The organism is Streptomyces sp. TBY4 (assembly GCF_024213195.1).
Classification (GTDB): Bacteria; Actinomycetota; Actinomycetes; order Streptomycetales; family Streptomycetaceae; genus Streptomyces.
In genome coordinates this window covers 678,193-701,979 of record NZ_JANAVF010000001.1, presented here as the reverse complement: position 1 = coordinate 701,979, position 23,787 = coordinate 678,193, and the positions used below count along the sequence as shown (strand labels likewise).

Here is a 23,787-nt window from a genome sequence, read left to right as displayed (position 1 = left end):
CCAATGAGTATGTGAAGCCTTCGATGGATATGCAGAAGAGTCCGGGACCGGACGCGGCGGCGGGACGGGCGGACGGACCGGCGACGGGCCGCAAGCGCCACCCGCGCGGGCTCGCCACCCTCGTCCTCGCCGAGCTGTGGGAGCGCTTCAGCCTCTACGGCATGGTCGCCATCCTCGTGCACTTCCTCGCCGCCTCCCGCGGCCACGGGGGCATGGGCCTCCACGAGGGCACCGCCGAGGCCGTGGAAGGCGTCTACATGGCCATGATCTCGCTGCTGGCGCTGCCCGGCGGCTGGATCGCCGACCGCTTCCTCGGAGCCCGCCGGGCCGTCCTGTGGGGCGGTGTGGTCATCATGGCCGGCCACGTCCTCATGGCCGTCCCGAACCCGGTCTTCGTCTGGCCCGGCCTGGTCCTCATCGTCATCGGCACCGGACTGCTCAAGCCGAACATCTCCGCGCTGGTCGGCCGGCTGTACGCCGCCGACGACGACCAGCGGCGCGACGCCGGCTACTCGATCTTCTACATGGGCATCAACCTCGGCGCCGTCATCGCCCCGCTCGTCGTCGGCTACCTCGGCGAGGAGGTCAACTGGCACCTCGGCTTCGGCGCCGCCGCCGTCGGCATGGCCCTCGGCCTGGTCCAGTACGTCCTCGGCGGCCGCCGCCTGACCGAGCAGCTGCGCGCGGAGCCCGTGGTCCGGCTCACCCCCGCCGAGCGGGCCAAGGTGCGCAAGTCCTCCTCGTACGGCCTGGTCTTCACCGCCGTACTGGTCACCCTGCTGGCCGCCTCGCACGCGCTGAGCATCGACAACATCACCTTCGTGCTGACGGTGGTCGCCGTGGTGGTCCCGGCGGGCGTGCTGCTCTCGATGTACCGCAGCCCCAAGATCGACCGGACCGAGAAGACCCGGCTGCGGGCCTACGTCTGGCTCTTCCTGGCCGCCACCCTGTTCTGGCTGGTCTACGACCAGATGGGCAACGAGCTGAACATGTTCGCCGCCCAGAAGACCGACCTGTCCCTCCTCGGCTGGCACATCCCGGCCAGCTGGACCCAGTCGCTGCCCTCGCTGTTCGTGATCATCCTGGCCCCCGTCTTCGCCGCCTTCTGGGTGCGCCGGGGCAAGCACATGAGCACCCCCTTCAAGTTCGGCCTCGCCCTGCTGCTGACCGGCGCCTCCTTCGTGGTCATGTCGGGCGCCGCGGCCATCGCCTCCAGCGGGGTCAAGGTCTCGCTGATGTGGCTGGTGGGCGTCTACGTGATCCAGGTGATGGGCGAGATGTGCCTGAGCCCGGTGGGCCTCTCGGTCACCACGAAGCTCGCCCCGCGCGCCTTCACCAACCAGATGATGGGCGTCTGGTTCCTCGCCGCCGCCACCGGAGACGCCATCGGGGCCCAGCTGCCCCGGCTCGACGCGGTCATCGGCCAGAGCTGGAACTTCCTGTGGCAGGGCGCCATGGTGATCGCGGCCGGCGCGGTGATGGTCTTCTTCACCAAGCGGCTCAAGGTCCTGACGGGCGAGGCGGCGGCGGCCCGCGAAGCGGTGGCGGTCGCGGCCTGACCGGGCCGGCGCCCGGGGCCCGCGGTCAGGAGCGCGTGGCCGGCGGTCCGGAGCCCGTGGCCCGGCTGCGGGCCCCGGCCACGACCGGGGAGGTCTGGAAGGCGTGGGCCAGCTCGGTCAGCGGGCGGGAGTCCAGCCGGTACGGGCCCGGGAAGACGGGGTGGGCCTCGGCCGCGGGCCCGGCCTCCGCACGGCGGCGGCAGGCCGCCGCCAGCATGGCCGCGTCCGACACGAGGGCGGCCTCCTCCTCGGACCGGCCCTGAGCGAGCGCAGCCCCGTACGCCTCCTCGCGCACGGCGGGGTCGAACCAGCAACCGAGCGCCAGGATCCCGTCGTCGATCACCGATTCGCGGTGGACCAGCCGGATTCCGATCGGTGACCACCAGGTCAGCGGCACGGGCCGCAGCCCGCCCGGGGAGAACCCGCGCAACGCCGCCCAGAGCGGCCGCAGCCGCCGGTAGCGGCAGTAGTCCTTCCACGGAGCCGAACCGCCGACCAGCGGCACCAGGAATCCGGCGCCGACGAACAGGGCCGCTGCCGCGGCCAGCGGCGGGGCCACGGTGGTGGACAGGTGGTCCAGGTCCCCGCCGCTCCAGCGTGCGGCCATCGCCGTCCACTTCGCCGCGAGGAAGGCCAGGTCGAAGGCGCCTCCCAGCATCAGCAGGGCAAGCCCCGTACGCAGCGGGCGCAGTGACAGCACCGAGGGGGACAGCCGGCGCAGCCACTTCCGGCACAGCACCGTGAGTGCGGTGCTGCCCACGGTGTGCGCCGTCAGATAGCAGATGATCATCTCGCGCAGGAACGGCGCGTGGGCGTAGTACGTGTCCATGTCGCGCAGCCGCTCGACGGGAGCCTCGCCCAGGGCGAACAGGGTCACGATCGCCACCACCACCGTGCCGTACACGGCCACGGTCAGCCGGGTGGCCCGGCGCACGACGGCGGCCCGGGTCCCGCTCCACTGCAGGATCACCACGACACAGGCGCCCGAGAAGGCGGTGAGCAGGCTGTACACCAGCGGAGCCGAGAAGTTGACGACGCCGGTCAGCCGGTTGACGGCCACGATCGTCGGCGGCGCCGAGAGGATGACCGCGAGCGACCCCCCGACGAGGAGCGTGCACACGGCGCGCATCAGGGGCTGCTCCCAGCCCCGCCTCAACGTCGGCGCCTTGACGAGCAGCGCCGCGGCGATCACCGCGCCCGGAACGTAGAGGACGAGGCCTTCGGTCATCGCGCCTGGCCGGCGGGGTCGACCGGTCCGAGGGGGCCGCCGGTGCCGGCCGGCCCGTCCTGGTCCAGACCCGCCACCGTCCGCTCGGCGGCGGTCAGCGGAGCGGCCTTCAGCGCACCCCGGGCCGATGTGCGCAGCACCTCCCAGACCACCGCGGGGCGGATCCAGTAGGTGGGCGCCCGGTTCATGGTGATGACCTGGAGCAGGGCCGCGGTGAGCGAGGCCCTGGTGGTGGCGCCGGTCATCAGCCGCTCGACGTACCCGTTGAGCAGCCCCGCACCGGCCCGCGGCTTCATGCCCGTGGCACCCGGGTACAGGATGTCCTGCGAGGTGGCGAGGTCCCAGGCGACGGCCACCTGCGGGGCGATGGCACGCTGCGCCTCGCGGCCGATGCCCGCGTGGGAGAGGCCCTTGGCGCGCAGCAGCGTACGGACGGCCAGGAGGCCCTGGGCCGCGACCGTCATGCCCTGGCCGTAGAGCGGGTTGAAGGTGGCGACCGAGTCGCCGACGGCGAAGAAGCCGTCGGGGAGGTCGGCCTTCTCGAAGAAGATCCGGCGGTTGGCGGTGCCCTGGGTGACGGAGACGTCGGTGAGCGGCTTCTTGCCTTCGAGGAGTTCGCCGACGATGGGGTCGCGGACCCCCTTGGCGAACGGGATGAAGGACTCCGGGTCGGCGGTGGGCTGGCCGCCGCGGGTGCCGGACAGGGTGGCCTGCCAGCGGCCGTTCTCGATGGGGACGATCGTCGCGGTCTGGCCGGGTACGGGTACCCGGGGGTCGGACTGGACGTTGACGATGGGGAAGCCCAGGGCGTGGGCTCCCTCGGGGGCTTCGAAGATGCGGGTCGCGTAGACGAGCCCGGAGTCCACTCCGGCTTCCTTGAGGCCGCTCACGCCGAGCGCCTCCAGCCAGCTGCGGGCCCGGGAGCCGCGGCCGCTCGCGTCGACCACGAGATCGGCGGTGATCAGGCGGTCCTCCTCGTCGGGGGTGTCCGCCCGGACCCCGGTGATCCGGGCCGCGCTGCCCTCCAGAGCACGGACCCGGCTCTGCTGCAGGGTGGTGACCCCGGGCAGCCCGATGACGCGGGAGCGGACCACCGAGTCGAGGAGGTCGCGGCTGCAGGAGATGTTGAACTGCATCTCTTCGTGGCGCGGCAGCCAGCCCTGGGCGGTCTTGGAGACCAGGTCGGTGGGGAGGCTGCGGCGGAAGGCGCCGGCGGCCGTCCAGTCGTCGGTGATGCCCGGCAGGATCTCCTCGATGGCGCGTGCGCCGCCCGACCACAGCAGGTGGGTGTGGCGGGCCTGGGGGAGTCCGCGGCGCGGCTCGGGACCGTCCGGCAGGGTGTCCGCTTCGATGATCGTGACCGTCGCGTGCTCGGCGAGGACGGCGGCGGCGAGCAGACCTGCCAGGCTGCCGCCGATGATGACGGCGTGGCGCGGCGGGGAGGAGGGCGGGGCGGAGTGAGTCATCGTGTGGTTGTGCTCTCTGTCAGGGCCGTGCGAAGGCGCATCGGCTGAGGAAGGACGTCGGCGGGGGCGGTGGTCGGCCGCCGGGTGTGCTCGTCGGGACCGCGCTCAACGTCCCCAGCCGAACGAGCTCTTGATCCGTTCGACGGCTTCGGGGACCTGCTCTTCCCGCGTTGGCGGAAGGAAGGCCTGGAGGATCTTGCCGAGGTACAGCCCGAAGGTCTCCGCGCGGATCTCCGCCGGATCCTCCCGGTCGGCACGGGCGGCCGTCTGCCGGACGACCGAGCCCAGCCCCCGGTCCGTGCCCAACAGGTCGGACAGGTTGCCGTGGGGGCCCGCCAGCCGGGCGGCCACCGCCATGCCGGGACCGTGGCGGCCGCAGGTGCCCTCGTCCACGTGCCACAGCTCGTGGGAGGCGATGACGAGCTGGTGCGCGGGCCGGGTGTGCTCCTCGACGACGAGGAGGTCGCGGTCCTCCATCCCGAGCCACAGCCCGCTGGCGGTGTCGGGCGGGAAGGGGGCGAACCGGAACTCGACCCGGCGCCCGCCGCGGACGCGTCCGTAGGCGGTGCAGAGGCTCCCGATGATCTCTGCCGCCCCGACGGGAGGGGTCAGGCGGGCCGCCGCCAGCAGGTCGTCGCCGAGCTTCCGCATGGCCCGTGTGGTCCTCATCCTGCTCCCCCTTCGGAACTGCGGTCGATGGCGTCGGCGCCGCCCGGCGGACGCGGCGGGGCCGGCCGGCGCAACTGCCCCTCCCGCGCCAGCAGGTCGTCCAGGTAGTCCGCCAGTGACTTCCAGCCGTCCGGGGAGAGCCGGCCCGCCCGGGTCACGATGCTGCGGACGTCGTGGGCCCGCATCACGGCGAGCATCGGGTTCCCGGCGGGCCGTTCCGCGGATTCCAGTTCGCGTTCGATCCCGGCGAGGGCGGAGGCCAGGGCCTCGGCGTCACCGGCCAGCAGGAAGCCGCTCTCGACCCCGTAGAAGCGCTGGATCCCGGCGGCAGCGGCGAGGTTGGGGAGCCCCTCGCCCTGGGTGAGGCGGGTCAGCGACTGGCCCGAGGCGTCGAAGGAGCCGGCTATGGCGGAGAGGGAGTGGGCCTGGCCGTCCTCGCGCGGGCGGGTGCGGCGCAGGTGCTCGAAGCGGCGGCGCACCTGTTCCTTGAGCGGGAGCCGGGGCGGTGTGCCGTCGAGCGTGAGCCGGATCTCCTGCGGGGTGATGCCCGTGAGGTACGAGAGGCGTTCGAGGTCTTCGGCGGCGCCCTCGGGCCGGCCCCCGGGGCCGGTGGCGGCCAGGGCCCGTTCCACCGCGCTCTTGCTGTCGGCGAGCAGGAATCCGGGGTAGACCCCGAAGAACCGCTGCACTCCGGCCGCGTGCCCGAGCCGGGGGAGTCCGGTGCCCGCGTTGAGCGGGCCGAGGGAGGCGCCGGGGGCGTCGAAGTCCTCGGCTATCGCGGCGAGCGACCATTCCCTGCCGTGCTTGTCGCGCCGGGTGGCGCGCAGCCGCAGGAAGCGCTGGTGCACCCGCTCGCAGAGCGGCAGTTCGGCGGCGGCCCCCGTCAGCACCTCGGGTACGCGCTCCGGCGCGATCCCGGACAGGTGGCTGAGCCGCTCGACGGCGAGCACCGCCGCCGGGTCCAGGCCGTGTCGCTCCGCCGACGCCACGACACGGGCCCAGGCCGCGGTCAGGCCGGATCGGTCGGTGGCTCGCACCAGGCGTTTCTCCGTCAAGGGAATGAAAGTTCGATGTGGTTGCTGTGCGTGAAGCCTATCCCCCCGGTAAGTGGCCGAAAAGGAGTACCCCCCACCTTTCTTTCCGTCCGCCTCAAAAAAGGTGGGGACCCCGCCGGCCGGAGGCCGCCCATTACCCCGGAGGTAATCGACCCGGCGCCGGCCCCGGCGGCACAGTGGAGCCATCGGGTTCCGGGGCCGCGCACTCGGCTCCGGGGCCCGGATCTCCCGTACCCCGCACGCCCCACCCCACCGGCACGACCGACCCTCGACGGAGGCTGATCCGCCATGTCCGCGACCCTGTTCACCGCTGTAGCCCGCACCGACGTCCCCCGGACCGCGCTGCGCCGCTTCCTCGCCCTCGACTCCGTCGTCACCACCGGCAACGGGCTCGCCTACGCCGCCTTCTCCGCGCCCCTCGGCCGGCTGCTCGGCCTCGGGCAGGGGCTGTTGCTGGGGCTCGGGGTGTTCCTCGTGCTCTACGGGGCGGGCGTCGGCCTGCTGGCCTCGCGCCGGCAGCCCCCGGCCTTCCCCGTCAGGCTCGTCATCGAAGGCAACTACGCCTGGGCCGCGCTCAGCCTCGTCGGCCTCGTCGTCTGGTTCACGCCCACCACCGCCGGGGCGGTGTGGATCCCGGCGCAGGCGCTCACCGTGGCCTCCTTCGCCCTCCTCCAGCAGCTCGCGCTGCGCGCCGGTTCAGGGCGCCAGTGACCTCAAGGCGCCAGTGACCTCAAATACTTCACCGTCGCCGGGTCGGCAGGCAGGAGGGTCTCGATGGCCAGCTCGGCGACCGTCACGTCCATGGGCGTGTTGAAGGTGGAGATGGAGGACACGAAGGAGAGCAGGTGCCCGTCGTGCTCGATCCGCAGGGGGAGCGCGAGGTACGCGACGGCCTCGGCCGGCCCGTCCTGGGACGGCCAGTCCTCGTACGGCCGGTCCCCGCCGGGCCTGTCCGCCTCCGACGGCAGCGGATAGGCCGCCACCTCCTCGTACAGCGCGCGCAGCGGCGCCGAGCGGGCCAGCGCGATCTGCCGCTCCATCTGGGCCAGCAGGTGCCCGCGCCACTCGCGCAGATTGCGGATCCGCGGGGCGAGGCCCTCCGGGTGCAGGGTCAGCCGCATCGCGTTGAGGGGGCCGGCCAGCAGGTGCTCCGGCAGTCCCTCCATCAGCATCAGGATGCCCCGGTTGGCGGCCACCACGTCGTAGGCGGCGTCCACCACGAGGGCCGGATACGGCTCGTAGCCGGTCAGCAGCCGCTCCAGCCCCTCGCGCAGCACCTCCATCGAGGGGTCGCCCAGCGGGGTGTGGGCGTACCGGGGCGCGTAACCCGCCGCCATCAGCAGGGCGTTGCGGTCCCGTACCGGGATCTCCAGGTGGTCGGCGAGCCGCAGCACCATCTCCTCGCTCGGCCGGGACCGGCCCGTCTCCACGAAGCTGATGTGCCGGGAGGAGGAGTCGGCGCGGCCTGCCAGTTCCAGCTGGCTGAGCCCGCGCCGCTCCCGCCAGGTGCGCAGCAGGGCGCCCACCGTCAGGGGCGCGGCAGTCGTCATACCGCGACGTTAGCCCAGCCGGGGCCCCGCCGCCGGATCATCCCAGGTCGAAGAGGTTGCGCAGGCCGAGGCGGTAGCGCCACCGGTCCTGCCGCTTCAGGGATTCCACCTCCGGGGCCCGGTAGAGCTTCTGCACCGTGCACCGGGCCGCCGGTGAACCGTCGCGTTCCAGCAGCGAGTTGACGGCCGCCCGGGCCGAGGCGTTGGCCCCCTCCATCGTCGCCAGGTCGATGTCCACCGACACGTAGTCCCCGCTGAGGAAGAAGTTGGGGATCCGGGTGCCCGCGCTCGGCCGGTTGTGGAAGGTTCCGGTCGGGTGGATCAGCAGCTCGTCCTGGTTGGTCGGGTGCGGGGTGCCGAGCCCGTCCACCCCCGGGTCCAGGAACCACGAGTGGAGCTTCCCGTCCGACAGCACGGTGCTTCCGGTGTCGTTGAGGGAGGCCTTCAGCTGCGCCCACACCTCGCGGGCGACCTCCTCGCGGGTGCACTGCTTGGCCGTCTTCCCGTAGAGGATCCCGGGCTTGTCCCATTCGGAGATGTCCACCGACAGGCAGTCCACGGCCGCGCCGTCCCCGTAGTCGGCGGGGAAGTCCCGCGCGGGCCAGTGCTCGGCCTGCTGGATCGCCGTCAGCGACCAGGGCGAGTCGATGCAGTTGAGGTGGCCGTGCACGAGGGGTGCGCGCTCGGTGAGGTAGAACTGGATGCCGGTCATCCAGTCGGTCCGCAGGAGGTCGCACCGGCCGAGCATCGGATCGGCCGCGCGCAGGGCGGGGCTCCAGGTGCGACGGGCGTGTTCGACGGGCAGGGCGCTGACGTAGTGGTCGGCCGTGATGGTGCGCGCGGCCCCGGCCGGGTCCTCGACGAGGACCCCGCTCACGCGGCCGTCCCCGTACCGGACCTCGCGCACCGTCCAGCCGATCCTGAACTCCACTCCCAGGGAACGCAGATGGGCCTCCCAGGGGTCGATCCAGGCCTCGTTGGTGGGCAGGTTCAGGATCCGGTCCGGCGGGCCGTCGGCGCCGCGGCCCAGCAGGTTGAAGACGAAGGCCTCGCCGAGCGTGCCGACGGTGCGGGTGGAGGCCTCCTCGGCCTTGGTGGCCACGATGTTGCGGGTGACGCCGATGGCGAGGATGCGCTGGTACTCGCTCGACATCCGCGCGGCCCGGGTGAACTCCCACCACGGGGTGCGCTCCCACTGCCCGTCGCGCCGCTCGTCGCAGCTGGTGAGGAAGACGAGCGCGCGGTCGACGAAGTACGCCGTCTCGTGCAGCGGGAGCCGGACCAGCGTCTGGAGGATGCCGGTGAGGGCCCGGCGCAGCTCGTCCGGGGTCAGCTCGGCGGGGGCGTGGTCGGGCCAGGGGATGGGCGCGCGCAGGTCCTCGCGGCCGGCCGCCCGGGCGAACATCATCTCGGGCGGGGCGACCAGGTTGTCCCAGACCCCGTTGGCGTTGCCGGGGAAGGGGATGCGCCGCATCGTGTCCGGCAGGTTGTGGTAGATCCCCGGGATGAAGCGGAAGCCGTGCTCGGCGGGGAGCGGCCGGCGCCCGCCCCGGGCGCTGCCGGGGACGTCCATGCTGCGGGCCTTGCCGCCGAGCGCCCGGCGCTCGTACACGGTGACGGCGTAGCCGCGTTCGGCGAGTTCGTGCGCGGCGGTGAGGCCGGCGACCCCGCCGCCGAGGACGGCCACGCGGCGCGCCGCCTGCCCGGCGGCGGGCGCGGCGCTCGCCGCGGCGGGTCCGGTGGCGGCTCCGGCCGGGGCCGCGAGGCTCCCGGTCGCCGATAACGCGCCGGCGGTGGCCGCGGCCCCCGCGATGAACGTGCGCCTGGAGTTGCCTGTGCGCGTCACGGTGATGCTCCCTGGAAGTCGTCTGCACCCGCCGGCACGACGGGCGCCATTACCGGCGGTAACAGTCACGTCCGGCGCAGGAGCATAGGGGCGGCGCGGTGGCCACGGAAGGCACGGAAGTACCCGCACGCACTATGGCGCGAAACCTTCCCTCAGCTCTGAGCTGTGGGAACCTTGACTCCACGTCAGGTCAATCGGGCCGTCGCCAACGGGGAAGGAGCCTGCGGATGTCGAGAGAGCCGCTTTCGCAGAAGGAGATCGAGGACCGGCTGCGGGAACTCCCCGGCTGGGCCTTCGAGGACGACCGGATCATCCGCACGTACCGGCTGGGCAGCCACTTCGCGGCGAGCGCCCTGGTCAGCCACATCGCCTCCGTGCAGGAGGAGTTGAACCACCACTCCGACCTCACCCTCGGCTACAACACCGTCCGCCTCGCCGTGAACACGCACGACGCCGGGAACGCCGTCACCGACGCGGACTTCACCCTCGCCGAACGCGTGGAATCCCTGGCCCCCGCCCACGGCGCCGCCTGATGCCGGAGGTCGCCCCCGCACCGGCGCCGAGGCCGCTCCTCGACTACGACGCCGAGGCCGAGGCCTACGACGCCACCCGCGGCGGGGCCCCGCGCGCCGAGGCCGCCGCAGCGGCGGTCCTCGGCCTGCTCCCGCCGGCCACCGCCACCCTGCTCGACCTCGGCTGCGGCACGGGCATCGTCACCACCCGCCTCGCCGCCGCCCGCCCCGGGATGCGCGTGCTCGGCGCGGACACCTCGTACGGGATGGCGGCCATGGCGCGCTCCCGGGGGGTTCCGGTGGTCCTCGCCTCCGGGACCCGGCTGCCCTTCCGCACGGGCTCGCTCGACGCGGTCGGCGCGGTCTGGCTGCTGCACCTGCTGCGCTCACCGGGGCTGGTGGCCGCCGTGATCGCCGAGGCCGGGCGCGTCCTGCGGCCCGGCGGGATGTTCGTCACCACCGTGGACAAGGACGCCGCCCACGACGTAGGCAGCGACATCGACGCCGTGCTCGCCGAACACCTCACCCTCAACCCCGCCGACTCCGCGCACGCCGTCACCGCCCACGCGGCCGCCTCGGGCCTGCTCCCCGCCGGCGAAGCCCTCTTCACCGGCCACGGCCAGGGCCGCACCCCGCACGGGGCCGCCGCCGCCCTGCTCGCCGGGCGCTACGCCTCCCGCGTCCACCCGCGCGGGATCACCCCGCGCCAGCTCGCGGACCGGCTGGAATCCCTGCCGGGGCCGGACACCCCGCGCGCGGAGCCCACGTACCGGCTGCGCGGCTTCGTACGGGCCTGACGGGCGGGGGTCCGGAAGGGGCGGGGCATCCGGAGGGGGCGAGGGGACGGCGCGGACTCAGACGGGCTCCAGGCGCCACCACTGCGCGGGGGAGTCGGTGTCCTCGCACTGCCGGGCCCCGCCCTCGGCGTCCGCCTCCAGCGGCAGACCGCTGATGGCGGCGATCAGCGAGACCACGCCGGGGTCGTCGAGGTGTTCCTCGACGACCCACTCCTGCGCGCCGAAGGCGTTGGCCCTCCACACCTGGACCCGGGTGCCGCTCTCGGTCGACGCGTTCGCGACGTCGAGCCGCCTGCCGTTGTCCACGCTGACCACGTGGAAGATCCCGCCGCCGCTGTGCACCGCGGTGATCTCCCACTGCCGGGCCGCGGCGGGCTCGCCGTCCGGTCCGACGCGGACCCGGTTGCCGCCCTCGACCTGGAGCAGCAGCCCGCTCGCGGCATTGCGGATCCGGTACACGCCCTCGGGCGCACTCGTGCCTGTCATCCGCGGCTCAGTAGTCGAACTCGGCCGGGTCGGGACCGATCCGGCGGCCCGCGCCACCCGCACCCAGCGCGTCCAGCGCGGCGATGTCACCGGCGTCCAGCACGAAGCCGAAGACGTCGAGGTTCTCCCGGATCCGCGCCGGGGTCACCGACTTGGGGATCACGACGTTGCCCAGCTGGAGGTGCCAGCGCAGCACCACCTGCGCGGCCGAGCGGCCGTGCTTGGCGGCGATCGCGGTCACGGCGGGCAGGGTGAGCAGGTCCTTGCCCTGGCCGAGCGGGGACCAGGCCTCGGTGGCGATGCCCAGGCGCGCGTGCAGGGCGCGCAGTTCCTCCTGGGGGAGCAGCGGGTGCAGCTCGATCTGGTTCACGGCCGGGACCAGGGAGCTCTCGGCGCCGAGCCGTTCCAGGTCGGCGGGGCGGAAGTTGGACACGCCGACGGCCTTGGCGCGGCCGCTCTCCGCGATCTCCTCGAAGGTCTTCCAGATGGCGAGGAAGTCGTCGCGCATCGGGCGCGGCCAGTGGATCAGGTACAGGTCGATCTCGTCGAGGCCCAGCTTGGCGAGCGAGGCGTCGAACTCGCGCAGCACGTTGTCCCGGCCCCAGGTCTCGGACTTGCCGTTCCACAGCTTGGTGGTGACGAAGAGCTCCTCGCGCGGCACCCCGGCGGAGGCGATGGCCTTGCCGGTGCCCTCCTCGTTGCCGTAGATGGCGGCCGTGTCGATGCTGCGGTAGCCCGCCTCCAGCGCGGTCCGGACGGCCTGTTCCGCCTCCGCGTCCGGCACCTGCCAGACGCCGTAGCCGAGCTGGGGCATGAGCGTGCCGTTGTTGAGCTTGATGCCGGGGACCTGGTTCACGTCGTAAGTTCCCTCTGGTTCGTCGTGCGTCGTTCGTCGCGAGTACCGGTACGGGTACGGGCGCTGCCGTCCGTACGACCGGCGACAACCGGGCCCGGGCATGGCCTATTCCCGCCGTACGGATTTCACCCGTACGGCGGGAACGGGCGTGCGGCGCGGCTACGCCCCCAGGTACGCCTCCCGGACCAGCGCGTTGGCCCGGACCTCCGCGGCCGTGCCCTCGGCGAGCACGGTGCCCAGGTCCAGGACGACCACCCGGGTGCAGAGGTCCATCACGAAGGCGACGTTGTGCTCGACCAGCAGCACCGCGCAGCCCTCCTCCCCGGCGAGCCGGCGCACGACCGCCGCGAGCTGCTCCCGTTCGGGCGCGGACATGCCCGACGCGGGCTCGTCCAGGAGCAGCACCCGGGGCGGATCGGCCACGGCGCGGGCCAGCTCGACCATCCGGGCCCGCCCCACCGGCAGACCGCCGGCGTACGCGTCCCCGAGCGCGCCGATCCCGCAGTCGGCCAGCACCCGCGCGGCCCGCTCCCGGCGCTCCCGCTCCCGGCGGCGCCGGGTGGGCGAGGCGACCAGATCGGCGGCGAGGCCGCCGCCCCCGCCCCGCCACTCCTGCGCCACGAGGACGTTGTCGGCCACGCTGAGCTGCCCGAACAACTGCTGGCGCTGGAAGGTCCGGCGCATCCCGTGCCGGGCCCGCCACACGGGGGAGCGCCGGGTGACGTCCACCCCGTCGAGCAGCATCCGGCCCTGGTCGGGCCGCCGGATCCCCGACAGGACGTCGAACAGGGTGGTCTTCCCGGCCCCGTTCGGCCCGATCAGCCCGCACACCTCGCCGGCCCGGATCCCGAGGTCCACGCCCGTCAGCGCCTTGACCCCGCCGAAGCGGACACTGATGCCGCGCGCTTCCAGCACATAGCCGTCCGTCTCCGCGCTCATGTCGCCATCCCCAGGTAGGCCTCGGTCAGCCGGTCCGCCTCCACCTCGGAGCGCGGGCCGCACCAGGAGACCCGGCCCTGCGAGAGGTAGGCGACGGTGTCGGCGATCCCGAGGATCTCGGCCGCCTTCTCCTCCACCAGCAGCAGCGCGGTCCCGGCGGCGCGGAGCTCCACGAGCAGTCCGTACACCTCGTCCACCACGCGCGGGGCGAGCCCGAGGGAGGGTTCGTCCGCGATGAGCACCTCGGGTGGGCGCTGCAACAGCGGCGCGAGGGCCAGCATTTGCTGTTCCCCACCGGACAACGACCCGGCGGAGAGCGTGCGCCGCTCCCGCAACCGGGGGAACCGGTCGTATACGGCGTCCCGTTCGTCCGCCTTGCTCAGGTAGAGGGCGAGGTTCTCCTCGATGCTGAGCGAGGGGAAGATCCCGCGCCCCTCGGGTGCGAGCAGCACCCCCGCCCGGGAGCGGCCCACGGCGCCTTCGCGGGTGGCGTCCCGGCCGCCCACGTGGACGGTTCCGCCGACGACGGCCAGTGCTCCGGCCGCCACCCGGCAGGCGGTGCTCTTCCCGGCCCCGTTGGGCCCGAGCACGGCGAGGATCTCGCCGCGCCGCACGGCGAGGTCCACACCGTGCAGCACGAGCCCCCCGTCGTACCCGGCGGTGACGCTGCGCAGCTCCAGCGCGGGTGGCTCCGCCGGTGGCGCCTGGGCGACCTGCCTGCGGGCGGGCCGGTCCGGAGCCGGCCCGGCTGCGGCCGGTTGCCCTGCGGGGCTTTCCCCCACCCCGCCCCTTCCCGAAACCGGGGCTCCGCCCCGGGCCCCGGCAAATCCAGCCTCGCCGGCGTTTGAGGCGCGGGGGTCCGGGGGCGGAGCCCCCGACGGGTCCGGGCGGAGCCCGGTTTCGGGAAGGGGCGGGGTGGGGGAAGGCCCCGCAGGGCCCACCCCGGCTCCGCCACCGACCCGAGCCGCGGGCACGGCTCCGGCTCCGGCCCCGGCTCCGGCTTTGGCGCGAGCCAAGGCTCCGGCCCCGGACGAGGCCCCGGCCAGTGCTCCGGCCCGTCGCCGGGCCAACCGCACCGGCACCGCCGCGCAATACCCATCGGGATCGTTGGCCAAGGCCAACCCCGCCAGGCCGAACAGGATCACCGGCAGGTGCGCCGACTCCGTCACGTAGTCCGCCATCACCCGCGGAGCGACGGCGAAGACCAGCCCCGCCACCACCGCGTACTGCGGCCTGCGCACGCCCGCCGCGACGACCACCGCCAGCCACACCAGCCCGGTCATCGCCGTGAAGTCCGTAGCGGTGATGCGGGTGTTGTACGAGGCGTACATGACGCCGCCGAAGCCGGCCAGCCCCGCCGACAGGGTGAAGAGGAGCAGCTTCGTGCGCAGCACCGACACCCCGGAGGCCATCGCGGCCGCGGGAGCCGACCGCACGGCGAGCATCGCCCGGCCCGAGGGGGAGCTCCGCAGCGCGCTCAGCCCGGCGCAGACCGCCGCGACCAGCAGGACCAGCGCCACCCCGAGCGCCCGGTCGTCGGAGAGGTCCACCGGTCCGATGACGGGACGCGGGACCGACCACCCGGAGTCCCCGTTGCGCAGCCACCGCATCTGGAAGAGGACCTGGTCCGCCAGGAAGGCCAGGGCCAGCGTCGCCAGGGCGAGGGAGCGTCCGCCGAGCCGGAGCGCGGGCAGGGCGACCAGGGCCCCCAGCAGCGCGGCCACGCAGGTGCCGACCGCCAGCGCCGCGATGAACGGCCACCCGCGGCTCATCAGCAGTCCGGCCACCAGCGCGGCCCCGGTGACGAAGGTGCCCTGGGCCAGGGACACCATCGCCCCGAGTCCGGTGACCACGGTGAAGGACATGAACACCAGGGCCAGCGCGAGCCCCTGGGCGAGGAGCCCGCTCCAGAAGGGGGTGGTCACCGTGTAGAAGGCCGTGCACAGCAGGACCGCGCCCGCCGTCCAGACCCCCCACCGCCGTGCCCAGGGGGCCCCGGCCAGGTGGTCCGGCGAGGCCACGTCCACGGCGGCGGTCCCGGCGGCCCGGGCCCGCCGGGTGAGCACCAGCAGTCCGCCGAACAGGATCAGGAAGGGCACGGCCGTCCTGAAGCCGGTGATGGAGTCGGCGAAGGACGCGTAGCCGACGACCAGGTTCTGCAGCACTCCGAGCCCGAGCCCGCCCGCGAAGGCGAGCGGGACGGAGGCGAACCGCCCGATGACGGCCGCGGTGGCCGACACGAACAGGAAGAGGGTGAAATCGTGGGCGGACAGCCCGAGCAGCGGCGTCGCAAGTACGCCCGCCAGACCGGCCAGCCCGGAGGCGATCATCCACGCCACCGAGGACAGCCGGTCGGCGTCGATCCCGCGCAGCTCGGTGAGCGAGCGGTTGTCGACGGCCGCCCGCAGCCGCAGCCCCAGCCGGGTGTGCCGCATCAGCACCCAGAGGGCTACGGCCACCACGGCCGTAGCCACCCAGGTGATCAGCTGGTCGGAGTCGATGCCGACGTCCTCGGTGAGCTGCCAGGACTTCGCGGGGCTCGGCCCCACCCCCGGCAGCCCGAACTGGTTCTCCGCCGGCTTGAGCGGTGCTCCCGCCTCGTGCAGGAGCTCCACCGTCCACAGCCCGGCCGCCGGCAGGGCCACCAGCAGGCCGATGGTGGCCACGATCTGCGCCGTCTCGCCCACCTGCGCGAGCCGCCTGAACATCAGCCGGTCCAGCGCCCACCCGAGCCCGGGCGCCAGGACCAGGACCACCAGCAGCGCCGCCGGGACGGCCGGCCAGCCGAGCCCGGAGTGCAGTTCGTAGAAGGTGAGCGCGCACAGGTAGGCGGTGGCCCCGTGCGCGAAGTTGAACAGCCCGGACGCCGAGTACGACAGCACCAGCCCGGTGGCGAGCAGTGCGTACAGGGCGCCGGACACCAGACCGCTCAGTACGAAGGCGAGCAGATCTCCCATACCGTTTCCCGCACCCCTACTTGAAGGGGATGGGCTCGTAGCACTTGAACGGTACGGAGACCTCGTACGCGCCGTTCTTCAGCTGGACGAGCGCCCCGCAGCCGAAGCTGTCCTTCTGGCCCTTGGGCTCGGCGCGGTCGCCGACGAGGGTGCCGGTGTCGGAGAAGCCCTGTGCGGCGGCCTGGAAGGACTCGACGGTCAGGTCCTTGCCGGCCTTCTGCGCGATGGAGACGAAGAGGTCGGCCGACATGTAGCCGGTCATCATGTGCATGTTGAGCGGGATGTCCTGCCCGCCGTTGGCGGCCTTGATGTCGGCCTTGAACTGGGCCATCTTCGGGTTCGTCGACTCGAACGGCTCGAACTGCAGCAGCACGTGCACGCCGTCGAGGGCCTGCTTGGTGGCGTCCTTGGCGAGCAGACCCGGGTCGTAGTCGGTCGGGTCGGAGAGCAGCCCCTTGTACCCGCTGCGCTTGAGCGAGGTGAACAGCCCGATGTTGTTGGGGGTCTGCATGACGGAGACCACCGCGTCCGGGGCCTTGCCGCCGTTGCTCTCGAGGATCTCCTTGACGTACGCCGACCAGTCGCTCGGCACGGCGGTGCCGGGCACCGAGGCCTTGGCGTAGGAGACGTTGAACCCGGCACTGGTGAAGCCCTGCTGGAAGGTGCGCACGCCGAACTTCCCGGCGTCGCTGTCGTTGGCGATGATCGCGACCGACTTGCCCTGGGCGCCGCCGAGGACCTTGCCGATGCCCTCGGGCCAGGTCTGGTTGATGGTGCCGCCGGGGGTGGGGACGAGGCAGCCGTTGAACCCGTAGATGTACTTGGGGCCGCAGAAGGAGGGGAGCGTGCCCCAGCCGAAGGTGGGCACCTTCTCCTGCTCCAGGAAGTCGGCGCCCGTGAAGGTCACCGAGCTCATGGGGGAGACGGCGAAGACCTTGTCCTGCTGGACGAGTTTGCGGGCCGCGGCCAGGTTCTTGGCGGGGTCCTGCCCGTCGTCCTCGGCACCGATGTAATCGATCTTGCGGCCGTTGATCCCGCCCTCGGCGTTGGCTCTCGCGTAGCGGGCCTTCGCCCCGAGGTCGGTGTCCTTCTTGCTGTAGCCGCTGGCGCTGGTCATCGACACGATGCCGCCGACCTTGATCGAGTCGGCGCTCACCCCGCGTGAGGTGCCGGCGGCTCCCGGCTTGTCGGGGGAGGCGCTGTTGGAGGCCGAGTTGCAGGCGGAGACGAGCGCGAGCGCCGCCGCCGCGGCGGCCAGGGTGCGGATCGGTCGCAACATGTGTGGATCCCCTCCGGTCGGAATCCCCGCATTCTGTGCGCGACCTGACGCATCGTCAATATCAACGACAAGTGAAGTGACGACCCGTCAGGTAACGGTTCGGATCGTCGCCACAACTGCCCTTGTGATCGCGCTCCGCGCCCGTCAGGACTGGTAGAGGGCCGCCACCTCCTGGGCGTAGGCCTTCTCTATGGCCCGCCGCTTCAGCTTCAGCGACGGCGTCAGCAGCCCCCGCTCCTCGGTGAACTGCTCGCCCAGGATCCGGAACGTACGGATCGACTCGGCCTGGGAGACCAGGGTGTTGGCCGCCACCACCGACCGGCGGACCTCCGCCGTCAGATCGGGGTCGAGCACCAGGGCCGCCGCCGGCAGCCGGGGGCGGCCGCGCATCGCCATCCAGTGCGCGACCCCCTCCATGTCCAGGGTGATCAGGGCCGCCACGTACGGCCGGTCGTTGCCCACCAGGACGCACTGGGAGACGAGCGGATGCGAACGGACCCGCTCCTCCAGGGCGGCCGGGGCGACGCTCTTGCCGTTGGAGGTCACCAGGATCTCCTTCTTGCGCCCCGTGATCGTGAGGTACCCGTCCGCGTCGAGCCGCCCCAGGTCCCCCGTCGCCAGCCAGCCGTCCCGCAGGACGGCCTCCGTGCCCTGCGGGTCGTTGAGGTACCCGGAGAAGACGTGGGCCCCGTGCAGCCAGATCTCCCCGTCGCCGGCGATGTGCACCGTACCGCCGGGGATCGGCGGTCCCACGGTGCCGTACTTGACCGCCCCGGGCGGGTTCGCGGTGGCCGCCGCGCAGGACTCCGTCAGCCCGTAGCCCTCGAAGACCGTGACCCCGGCGCCCTCGAAGAACAGCCCCAGCCGGCGCGACATCGCCGAGCCGCCCGACATCCCGTACCGCACCCGGCCGCCCAGCGCCTCGCGGACCTTCCCGTACACCAGCTTCTCGAAGAGCTGGTGCTCCACGCGCAGCTTCGCCGAGGGCCCGGGCCCGGAGCCGAACGCCTTCTGCTCGCGCGCCTCCGCGTACCGTACGGCCGTCTCCACCGCCCGGTCGAAGGGCCCCGTCCGGCCCTCGGTCTCGGCCTTGCGGCGGGCGGCGGCGAAGACCTTCTCGAAGACGTACGGCACCCCGAGCACGAAGCTGGGCCGGAACGCGGCGAGATCCGGGAGCAGTTCGGCCGCCGCCAGCACCGGCTGGTGACCGAGCTTCACCCGGGCGCGCACGGCCGCCACCTCCACCATCCGCCCGAAGACGTGGGCGAGCGGCAGGAAGAGCAGGGTGGACGGCTGCTCACCGGGCCCGGCCCGGAACACCGACTCCCAGCGGGTCACCATCGTGTCGGCCTCGAACATGAAATTGCCGTGGGTCAGCACACAGCCCTTGGGGCGCCCGGTGGTCCCCGAGGTGTAGATGACGGTGGCCGTCGCGTCGGGCGTCACCGCGCCCCGGTGCCGGTGCACCACGTCCTCGGCGACCTGGGCCCCGTCCCGGACGAGCCCGTCCACGGCGCCCGCGTCCAGCTGCCACAGCCGGTGCAGCCGCGGCAGCCGGTCGATCACCGAGCCCACGGTCATGGCCTGGTCCTCGTCCTCCACCACACAGGCCGTGCACTCGGAGTCGTACAGGATCCAGTGCACCTGCTCGGCGGAGGACGAGGGATAGACCGGCACCGGCTGGGCGCCGATCGCCCACAGGGCGAAGTCGAAGAGCGTCCACTCGTACCGGGTGCGGGACATGATCGCCACCCGGTCCCCGAAGCGGATGCCCTGCGCCAGCAGCCCCTTGGCGAGCCCGAGCACCTCGGCGGCTAGCTCGCCGGAGGTCACGTCCCCCCAGACCCCGTCCGCCTTGCGGCCCAGCACGATCCGGCCGGGGTCCTCGCGCGCGTGCAGGAAGACGGCGTCGGCCAGACCGCCGACGGGTGTGCCCGCGACGACCGGTGGGACGGTGATCTCGTGCAAGGACCGCTCCTCTCCGTACGGCGCGGCGACGCTATCCCACGCCCACCCACCAGTGATCACGGAAGGAAGACCTGCACAAGACCTCCCCAGCGGGCGCTGCCGGGCCGTCTAGGACACGGCCGGGGCCGTGACCACGGAGAGGTTGAAGTCCACCGGGCCGAGCACCCCGTACAGGCGCAGCCACAGCGCCATCAGCGCCTCGGTGGCGCGGGCGCTCGACAGGTCGCCGAGATCGATGATCTGCGCGGGCGCCCAGCCGAAGGAACGCAGCAGCGCGGTGGTCCCGGCCTTGGCTCCGGCGTCGTCCCCGCTCACGAACACGGTGTGGTGGCCCGGCACCCGGCCCGGCTCGACCATCACCGCGTTGTTCATGGTGTTGAGCGTCTTGACGATCCGCGCCTCGGGGAAGGCCTTCTGGAGCTGCTCGGCGACGCTGTGCCCGTCCGGGGTGACCACCCTGGGCGGGAAACCCTCGGAGAAGTCCAGCGCGTTGGAGACGTCCACGACGGTCTTCCCCCGGAGGTTGTCCGCCCCCGCGGCCTCCAGCGCGGCGAGCGAGACGAGCCCGCCGGTCGCGTTGACGACGAGCTCGGCGGACGCGGCGGCATCGGCGAAGGTGCCGTGGCCTCCGCCCGTTTCGGAAGCCCACCGCGCGGCAGAGGCGTTGTCCGCCGTCCGGGACCCCATCACGACCTCGTGCCCCACCGAGACCAGCTTCCCCGCCAGCCGCTGCCCGACCTCACCGGTCCCCAGTACCGCGTCCCCCTGCCCGTTCCGTTCGTGCCGTTGGTTCCGTACGAATTCCCGCCGCACCGCGACCGGTTGGCGTACGGCAACCCCAGTACCGGCCGTCGTCGGAGGTCAGATCGTGACCGGGCCGTGGGCGGTGGCGAACTCGACCGAGATCAGGCCCGGTTCCTCGTCCTCGACCCAGGTGACGTCGATCTGGTCGAGGGGGTGGTCGGCCGGTTCGCCGAGGAACTCGGAGATGGAGGCGGCGTCGCCGGCGAGGGAGACCCCGTGGATGGTGGTGGAGGTGCGAGGGTCGGCGCTCGGGCGGTCCTCGGCGGGGACCAGCCACTGGAGGAAGTAGGGAAGCTGCGGGTCCTCCATCAGTTCCCGCACGCCGATCTGCTTCCACCTCAGGTCGAACCCGTCGGGGCGGACGCGGTGGCCCTCGTCCGAGGTGCGCCCGAGGCGGGCCTCGACCGGGGAGATGTCGTCGACGGAGACCACCCAGCCGAGCCACCCGCCGCCCTCGGCGGCGCGGCGCGCGACCGCCTGGCCGAAGGGCGCGCGGTCGGCGGCGGGGTGGTCGAGCGTGGTGACGACCTCGACGTAGGTGCCGCCGCTCAGTGGGAGGATGAAATTGCGGGTCCCGAACCGCGGGTGGACGCCGCCGTCGACGAAACCGGCGCCGAGGGCCGATCCGATCCACTGGACGGTCGAGACGAAGCTGTCGCGGGCCACCGCATAGGACACGTGATCAAGTCGCACCGCGCCATCATCACGCGGCCACCCGCGCAAGTCCCGACGCCACGCCCGCCGCCCCGGCCCCGTTCGCCGCGGATCCGGCCCAGCCGGCGGGCCGGAGGGAGTCGCGGAGGGGGGAGCGGCTCCGCCGGCGCGGTCACGCCGCCCGGGTCAGCCGGTCCGCCCCCGACAGGATCGCCGCGGCCAGGGCTTCCGCGGCGGCGGAGCTCCGGGGGCCGCGGAGCAGGGCGAACTCCACCGTGCCGAGGTCCGGCAGGCCGCCCACCCGGACCAGCCCCGGCGGGATCAGCCCCCGCGTATGGGCCATCACGCCCAGCCCCGCCCGGGCCGCCGCGATCAGGCCGCTCAGGCTGCCGCTCGTACAGGCGATCCGCCACGGCCGCCCGTCCGCCTGCAGAACGTCCAGCGCCCGCGCCCGCGTGATCCCCGGCGGCGGGAAGACGATCAGCGGCACCGGCCGCTCCGGGTCCACCCGCAGCCCCTCCGCCCCGATCCACACCATCCGGTCCCGCCACACCAGCCGGCCCCGCTCGTCCCCGTCCCCGCGCCGCTTGGCGAGTACGAGGTCCAGCCGCCCGGCGTCCAGCCGCTCGTGCAGGGTCCCCGAAAGCTCCACCGACAGCTCCAGCTCCACCTCGGGGTGCTCGTGCCGGAAGGCCTCCAGGATCTCCGGCAGCCGGGTCAGCACGAAGTCCTCCGAGGCGCCGAAGCGCAGCCGGCCGCGGATCCGCGTCCCCGCGAAGAAGGCCGCCGCGCGCTCGTGCGCCTCCAGGATCGAGCGGGCGAATCCGAGCAGCGCCTCGCCGTCCTCGGTGAGTTCCACGCTGTGCGTGTCGCGCAGGAAGAGCGGCCGGCCCGTGGCCTCCTCCAGCCGGCGCACGTGCTGGCTGACCGTGGACTGGCGGACGCCGAGCCGGGCGGCGGCCTGGGTGAAGCTCAGGGTCTGGGCGACGGTGAGGAAGGTGCGCAGCTGAACGGGGTCGTACACACCGCCCACCCTACCCCCGCTCATCATGTTCCGTGATGACAGTGAGAGCGGTGTACGGGTTTCCCGATGACCGTCGCGCCGCCGAAGATGGAGGGGCCATTGCCCGTCCATGCCCGCCCGCCCTCCCGCCGACCTCAGCAAGTGAGCATCCGCATGCGCCGCCGCCCGCACCTTCCCGCCCGGCTCCCCGTGGACCCCTTCATCATGGGTCTGCTCGCCACCGTCGGCCTCGCCGCCCTGCTGCCCGCCCGCGGCGCGGCCGCCTCCGTGGCCGAGGCCGCCTCCACCGCGGCGGTGGCCCTGCTGTTCTTCCTCTACGGCGCCCGGCTCTCCACCCGCGAGGCCGTCGACGGCATGCGCCACTGGCGGCTCCACCTCACCGTGCTCGCCTCCACCTTCCTGCTCTTCCCCCTCCTGGGCCTCGCCGCGCACGCCCTGGTCCCGGCCGTCCTCACCCCGCCCCTCTACAGCGGGCTGCTCTTCCTCTGCCTGGTCCCCTCCACCATCCAGTCCTCCATCGCCTTCACCTCGATCGCCCGCGGCAACGTCCCCGCCGCGATCTGCGCGGGCTCCTTCTCCAGCCTCATCGGCATCTTCCTGACCCCGCTGCTCGCCGCCGGCCTGCTCGGCGGCAGCGCGGGCGGCTTCTCCCTCGACTCGCTGCTCAAGATCGTCCTCCAGCTGCTCCTGCCCTTCCTCCTCGGCCAGGCCCTGCGCCCCTGGATCGGCGGCTTCCTCGTCCGCAACAAGAAGGTCCTCGGCTACGTCGACCGCGGCTCGATCCTGCTCGTCGTCTACACCGCCTTCAGCGCGGGCATGGTCGCCGGGATCTGGCGCCAGGTCAGCCTCCCGCGCCTCGGCGGGCTGATGGCCGTGGAGGCGCTGCTCCTCGCCGTGATGCTGCTCGTCACCTGGTACGGGGCCAAGCGCCTCGGGTTCACCCGCGAGGACCGGATCGCCATCCAGTTCGCGGGGTCGAAGAAGAGCCTGGCCGCCGGACTGCCCATGGCCAGCGTGCTGTTCGGCGCCCAGGCGAGCCTCGCCGTGCTGCCGCTCATGCTCTTCCACCAGATGCAGCTGATGGTCTGCGCGGTCCTGGCCCGCCGCCGCGCGCGGGACCCGTACACCGCGGAGGACACGCAGGCCCCGCAGGACGCGCACGCCCCGGAACAGCACGAACTCGCCGCCGGGCATGTGGCGGAGGTCTCGCACACCCCCCAACACCCGGTCCCGCAGGCCCGCTAACGTGCGGTAGTGACCTGGATATGCCCGCTCTCCGCCCACGCCCCGCGCCCCTGCACCCTGGTGGTCTGCCGGGGCTGCTGCTGCGGTGACCCCCGCAAGAACCCCGGTACCGACCACGCGGGACAGCTGGCCCGGCTGCGCGAGGCCGCGGAGGCCTCCGACGGGCGCCTGGCCGTCCGTACGACCGACTGCCTCGGCCCCTGCGCGCAGGCCAACGTCATCGTGGTCCAGCCCACCACGGAGGCCCGCCGCCGGGGTGCCCGCGCGGTCTGGTTCGGCTGGGCCCTGGACGACACCGCCACCGACGAGATCATCGCCTGGGCCGAAGCTGGCGGCCCCGGCGCCACCCCGCTCCCGGCGACCCTCGACCTCCACCGCATCGACCCCCCGGAGCCCAAGCCGGCCGAGCCCGCCTCCCGGCGGGGCCGCCGCAAGCGCTGATCGGGGCGCCGTAAGGGCGGAGGGGGCGCGGGGGCGGAAAGCGTTAGAGCGAGGAAATGTCCGGTTCTTCTAGGTTCTGGGTGTCAGCGAAGAACCCACGCACCACGAACCACCAGGGAGCCCCTCATGAAGCTCAACAAGCGCATCGCCGCCGTCTCCGCCGCCGCCCTGCTCGGCACCCTCGCCCTCGGCGGGGCCGCCCACGCCGCGGACAACGGCAACGGCACGGCCCGGCAGGGCTCCGCCCACAGCCGCACGGTCGAGGCCCCGGCCGGCACCCCGCACGTGGCCGCGAAGAAGATCGAGCCCGCGTCCAAGGACAACCCGTACAGCCAGACCATCGAGGCTCCGGCGGGCACCGCGCACACCGGCGCGGGGCACCTGGCCGACAAGTAGCCGGTCCGGGGCGAGGGCGGGGGCCGGACAGGGGCGGGGGCCGCACGACGGCCCCC

The 23,787-nt window shown here is 73.3% G+C and carries 22 protein-coding genes; 7 read left to right on the top strand and 15 right to left on the bottom strand.

Annotated elements, in window-relative coordinates; translation table 11 throughout:
• Nucleotides 1-29: 29 nt before the first annotated feature.
• Nucleotides 30-1,559, top strand: coding sequence for a peptide MFS transporter (locus tag NLX94_RS03285; protein WP_254381006.1), 1,530 nt, complete (start codon nucleotides 30-32; stop codon nucleotides 1,557-1,559).
• Between the two features lie 25 nt (nucleotides 1,560-1,584).
• Here the strand turns inward: NLX94_RS03285 and NLX94_RS03280 are convergent, their stop codons facing one another.
• The 4 genes from NLX94_RS03280 to NLX94_RS03265 form a co-directional block, all read right to left on the bottom strand.
• Entirely contained in the window at nucleotides 1,585-2,787 is a 1,203-nt protein-coding gene (locus NLX94_RS03280; protein WP_254381005.1) for an MAB_1171c family putative transporter, read from the bottom strand.
• Complete coding sequence (locus tag NLX94_RS03275; RefSeq protein WP_254381004.1) at nucleotides 2,784-4,253, bottom strand: NAD(P)/FAD-dependent oxidoreductase; 1,470 nt, start codon at nucleotides 4,251-4,253, stop codon at nucleotides 2,784-2,786. Before NLX94_RS03275 ends, NLX94_RS03280 begins: the two co-directional genes overlap by 4 nt.
• A 105-nt stretch (nucleotides 4,254-4,358) precedes the next feature.
• Nucleotides 4,359-4,922, bottom strand: coding sequence for a toxin-antitoxin system, toxin component (locus tag NLX94_RS03270; RefSeq protein WP_254381003.1), 564 nt, complete (start codon nucleotides 4,920-4,922; stop codon nucleotides 4,359-4,361).
• The gene (locus NLX94_RS03265) at nucleotides 4,919-5,977 is read right to left on the bottom strand and encodes a hypothetical protein (protein WP_254381002.1); all 1,059 of its coding nucleotides are present in this window, start codon (nucleotides 5,975-5,977) and stop codon (nucleotides 4,919-4,921) included. Before NLX94_RS03265 ends, NLX94_RS03270 begins: the two co-directional genes overlap by 4 nt.
• A 288-nt stretch (nucleotides 5,978-6,265) precedes the next feature.
• On the opposite strand from NLX94_RS03265, the gene NLX94_RS03260 reads away from it, so the two are divergent.
• Complete coding sequence (locus NLX94_RS03260; protein WP_254381001.1) at nucleotides 6,266-6,688, top strand: hypothetical protein; 423 nt, start codon at nucleotides 6,266-6,268, stop codon at nucleotides 6,686-6,688.
• A 2-nt stretch (nucleotides 6,689-6,690) separates the two neighbouring features.
• Here NLX94_RS03260 and NLX94_RS03255 read toward each other — a convergent pair whose 3' ends face one another.
• Both NLX94_RS03255 and NLX94_RS03250 read right to left on the bottom strand, forming a co-directional pair.
• The gene (locus NLX94_RS03255; protein WP_254381000.1) at nucleotides 6,691-7,527 is read right to left on the bottom strand and encodes a helix-turn-helix domain-containing protein; all 837 of its coding nucleotides are present in this window, start codon (nucleotides 7,525-7,527) and stop codon (nucleotides 6,691-6,693) included.
• Nucleotides 7,528-7,564: 37 nt separating this feature from the next.
• Entirely contained in the window at nucleotides 7,565-9,373 is a 1,809-nt protein-coding gene (locus tag NLX94_RS03250) for an FAD-dependent oxidoreductase (RefSeq protein WP_254380999.1), read from the bottom strand.
• 227 nt (nucleotides 9,374-9,600) lie between these two features.
• On the opposite strand from NLX94_RS03250, the gene NLX94_RS03245 reads away from it, so the two are divergent.
• Together NLX94_RS03245 and NLX94_RS03240 are read left to right on the top strand one after the other, a co-directional pair.
• On the top strand, nucleotides 9,601-9,906 hold the full coding sequence (locus tag NLX94_RS03245) for a 4a-hydroxytetrahydrobiopterin dehydratase (RefSeq protein ID WP_254380998.1): 306 nt from the start codon (nucleotides 9,601-9,603) through the stop codon (nucleotides 9,904-9,906).
• The gene (locus tag NLX94_RS03240) at nucleotides 9,906-10,682 is read left to right on the top strand and encodes a class I SAM-dependent methyltransferase (RefSeq protein ID WP_254380997.1); all 777 of its coding nucleotides are present in this window, start codon (nucleotides 9,906-9,908) and stop codon (nucleotides 10,680-10,682) included. The genes NLX94_RS03245 and NLX94_RS03240 overlap by 1 nt, the downstream gene beginning before the upstream one ends.
• A gap of 57 nt (nucleotides 10,683-10,739) precedes the next feature.
• Here the strand turns inward: NLX94_RS03240 and NLX94_RS03235 are convergent, their stop codons facing one another.
• From NLX94_RS03235 to NLX94_RS03190, 9 genes are all read right to left on the bottom strand, one after another.
• On the bottom strand, nucleotides 10,740-11,168 hold the full coding sequence (locus NLX94_RS03235; RefSeq protein ID WP_254380996.1) for an RICIN domain-containing protein: 429 nt from the start codon (nucleotides 11,166-11,168) through the stop codon (nucleotides 10,740-10,742).
• Between the two features lie 7 nt (nucleotides 11,169-11,175).
• Complete coding sequence (locus NLX94_RS03230) at nucleotides 11,176-12,024, bottom strand: aldo/keto reductase (protein WP_308402363.1); 849 nt, start codon at nucleotides 12,022-12,024, stop codon at nucleotides 11,176-11,178.
• A 159-nt stretch (nucleotides 12,025-12,183) separates the two neighbouring features.
• On the bottom strand, nucleotides 12,184-12,963 hold the full coding sequence (locus NLX94_RS03225; RefSeq protein ID WP_254380995.1) for an ABC transporter ATP-binding protein: 780 nt from the start codon (nucleotides 12,961-12,963) through the stop codon (nucleotides 12,184-12,186).
• Nucleotides 12,960-15,920 (bottom strand): ATP-binding cassette domain-containing protein, encoded by a 2,961-nt coding sequence (locus NLX94_RS03215; RefSeq protein ID WP_302168645.1) that lies wholly within the window; start codon nucleotides 15,918-15,920, stop codon nucleotides 12,960-12,962. Before NLX94_RS03215 ends, NLX94_RS03225 begins: the two co-directional genes overlap by 4 nt.
• Before the next feature lie 16 nt (nucleotides 15,921-15,936).
• Nucleotides 15,937-17,199, bottom strand: a complete 1,263-nt coding sequence (locus NLX94_RS03210) for an ABC transporter substrate-binding protein (protein ID WP_254380994.1) — start codon at nucleotides 17,197-17,199, stop codon at nucleotides 15,937-15,939.
• Nucleotides 17,200-17,343: 144 nt separating this feature from the next.
• A complete protein-coding gene (locus NLX94_RS03205; protein WP_254380993.1) occupies nucleotides 17,344-19,167 on the bottom strand; it encodes a long-chain fatty acid--CoA ligase in 1,824 nt (607 codons plus the stop codon).
• A gap of 108 nt (nucleotides 19,168-19,275) precedes the next feature.
• Complete coding sequence (locus NLX94_RS03200; protein ID WP_308402362.1) at nucleotides 19,276-19,980, bottom strand: NAD(P)-binding domain-containing protein; 705 nt, start codon at nucleotides 19,978-19,980, stop codon at nucleotides 19,276-19,278.
• A 48-nt stretch (nucleotides 19,981-20,028) separates the two neighbouring features.
• The gene (locus NLX94_RS03195; protein WP_254380991.1) at nucleotides 20,029-20,664 is read right to left on the bottom strand and encodes a VOC family protein; all 636 of its coding nucleotides are present in this window, start codon (nucleotides 20,662-20,664) and stop codon (nucleotides 20,029-20,031) included.
• A 133-nt stretch (nucleotides 20,665-20,797) separates the two neighbouring features.
• Nucleotides 20,798-21,649: a LysR substrate-binding domain-containing protein gene (locus NLX94_RS03190; RefSeq protein ID WP_254380990.1), complete on the bottom strand. Its 852-nt coding sequence runs from the start codon at nucleotides 21,647-21,649 to the stop codon at nucleotides 20,798-20,800.
• A 153-nt stretch (nucleotides 21,650-21,802) separates the two neighbouring features.
• On the opposite strand from NLX94_RS03190, the gene NLX94_RS03185 reads away from it, so the two are divergent.
• From NLX94_RS03185 to NLX94_RS03175, 3 genes are all read left to right on the top strand, one after another.
• Complete coding sequence (locus NLX94_RS03185) at nucleotides 21,803-22,894, top strand: bile acid:sodium symporter family protein (protein WP_254381222.1); 1,092 nt, start codon at nucleotides 21,803-21,805, stop codon at nucleotides 22,892-22,894.
• A 9-nt stretch (nucleotides 22,895-22,903) separates the two neighbouring features.
• Nucleotides 22,904-23,335: a (2Fe-2S) ferredoxin domain-containing protein gene (locus tag NLX94_RS03180; RefSeq protein ID WP_254380989.1), complete on the top strand. Its 432-nt coding sequence runs from the start codon at nucleotides 22,904-22,906 to the stop codon at nucleotides 23,333-23,335.
• Between the two features lie 126 nt (nucleotides 23,336-23,461).
• Nucleotides 23,462-23,731, top strand: coding sequence for a hypothetical protein (locus NLX94_RS03175; RefSeq protein ID WP_254380988.1), 270 nt, complete (start codon nucleotides 23,462-23,464; stop codon nucleotides 23,729-23,731).
• The last annotated feature ends 56 nt before the right edge of the window (nucleotides 23,732-23,787 follow it).

Coding starts and splice junctions, on each gene's coding strand:
- NLX94_RS03275 (WP_254381004.1), bottom strand. CDS start 4,253: ATGACTCACTCCGCCCCGCCCTCCTCCCCGCCGCGCCACGCCGTCATC.
- NLX94_RS03210 (WP_254380994.1), bottom strand. CDS start 17,199: ATGTTGCGACCGATCCGCACCCTGGCCGCCGCGGCGGCGGCGCTCGCG.
- NLX94_RS03245 (WP_254380998.1), top strand. CDS start 9,601: ATGTCGAGAGAGCCGCTTTCGCAGAAGGAGATCGAGGACCGGCTGCGG.
- NLX94_RS03255 (WP_254381000.1), bottom strand. CDS start 7,527: ATGACGACTGCCGCGCCCCTGACGGTGGGCGCCCTGCTGCGCACCTGG.
- NLX94_RS03240 (WP_254380997.1), top strand. CDS start 9,906: ATGCCGGAGGTCGCCCCCGCACCGGCGCCGAGGCCGCTCCTCGACTAC.
- NLX94_RS03225 (WP_254380995.1), bottom strand. CDS start 12,963: ATGAGCGCGGAGACGGACGGCTATGTGCTGGAAGCGCGCGGCATCAGT.
- NLX94_RS03215 (WP_302168645.1), bottom strand. CDS start 15,920: ATGGGAGATCTGCTCGCCTTCGTACTGAGCGGTCTGGTGTCCGGCGCC.
- NLX94_RS03175 (WP_254380988.1), top strand. CDS start 23,462: ATGAAGCTCAACAAGCGCATCGCCGCCGTCTCCGCCGCCGCCCTGCTC.
- NLX94_RS03285 (WP_254381006.1), top strand. CDS start 30: ATGCAGAAGAGTCCGGGACCGGACGCGGCGGCGGGACGGGCGGACGGA.
- NLX94_RS03260 (WP_254381001.1), top strand. CDS start 6,266: ATGTCCGCGACCCTGTTCACCGCTGTAGCCCGCACCGACGTCCCCCGG.
- NLX94_RS03270 (WP_254381003.1), bottom strand. CDS start 4,922: ATGAGGACCACACGGGCCATGCGGAAGCTCGGCGACGACCTGCTGGCG.
- NLX94_RS03185 (WP_254381222.1), top strand. CDS start 21,803: ATGCGCCGCCGCCCGCACCTTCCCGCCCGGCTCCCCGTGGACCCCTTC.
- NLX94_RS03235 (WP_254380996.1), bottom strand. CDS start 11,168: ATGACAGGCACGAGTGCGCCCGAGGGCGTGTACCGGATCCGCAATGCC.
- NLX94_RS03280 (WP_254381005.1), bottom strand. CDS start 2,787: ATGACCGAAGGCCTCGTCCTCTACGTTCCGGGCGCGGTGATCGCCGCG.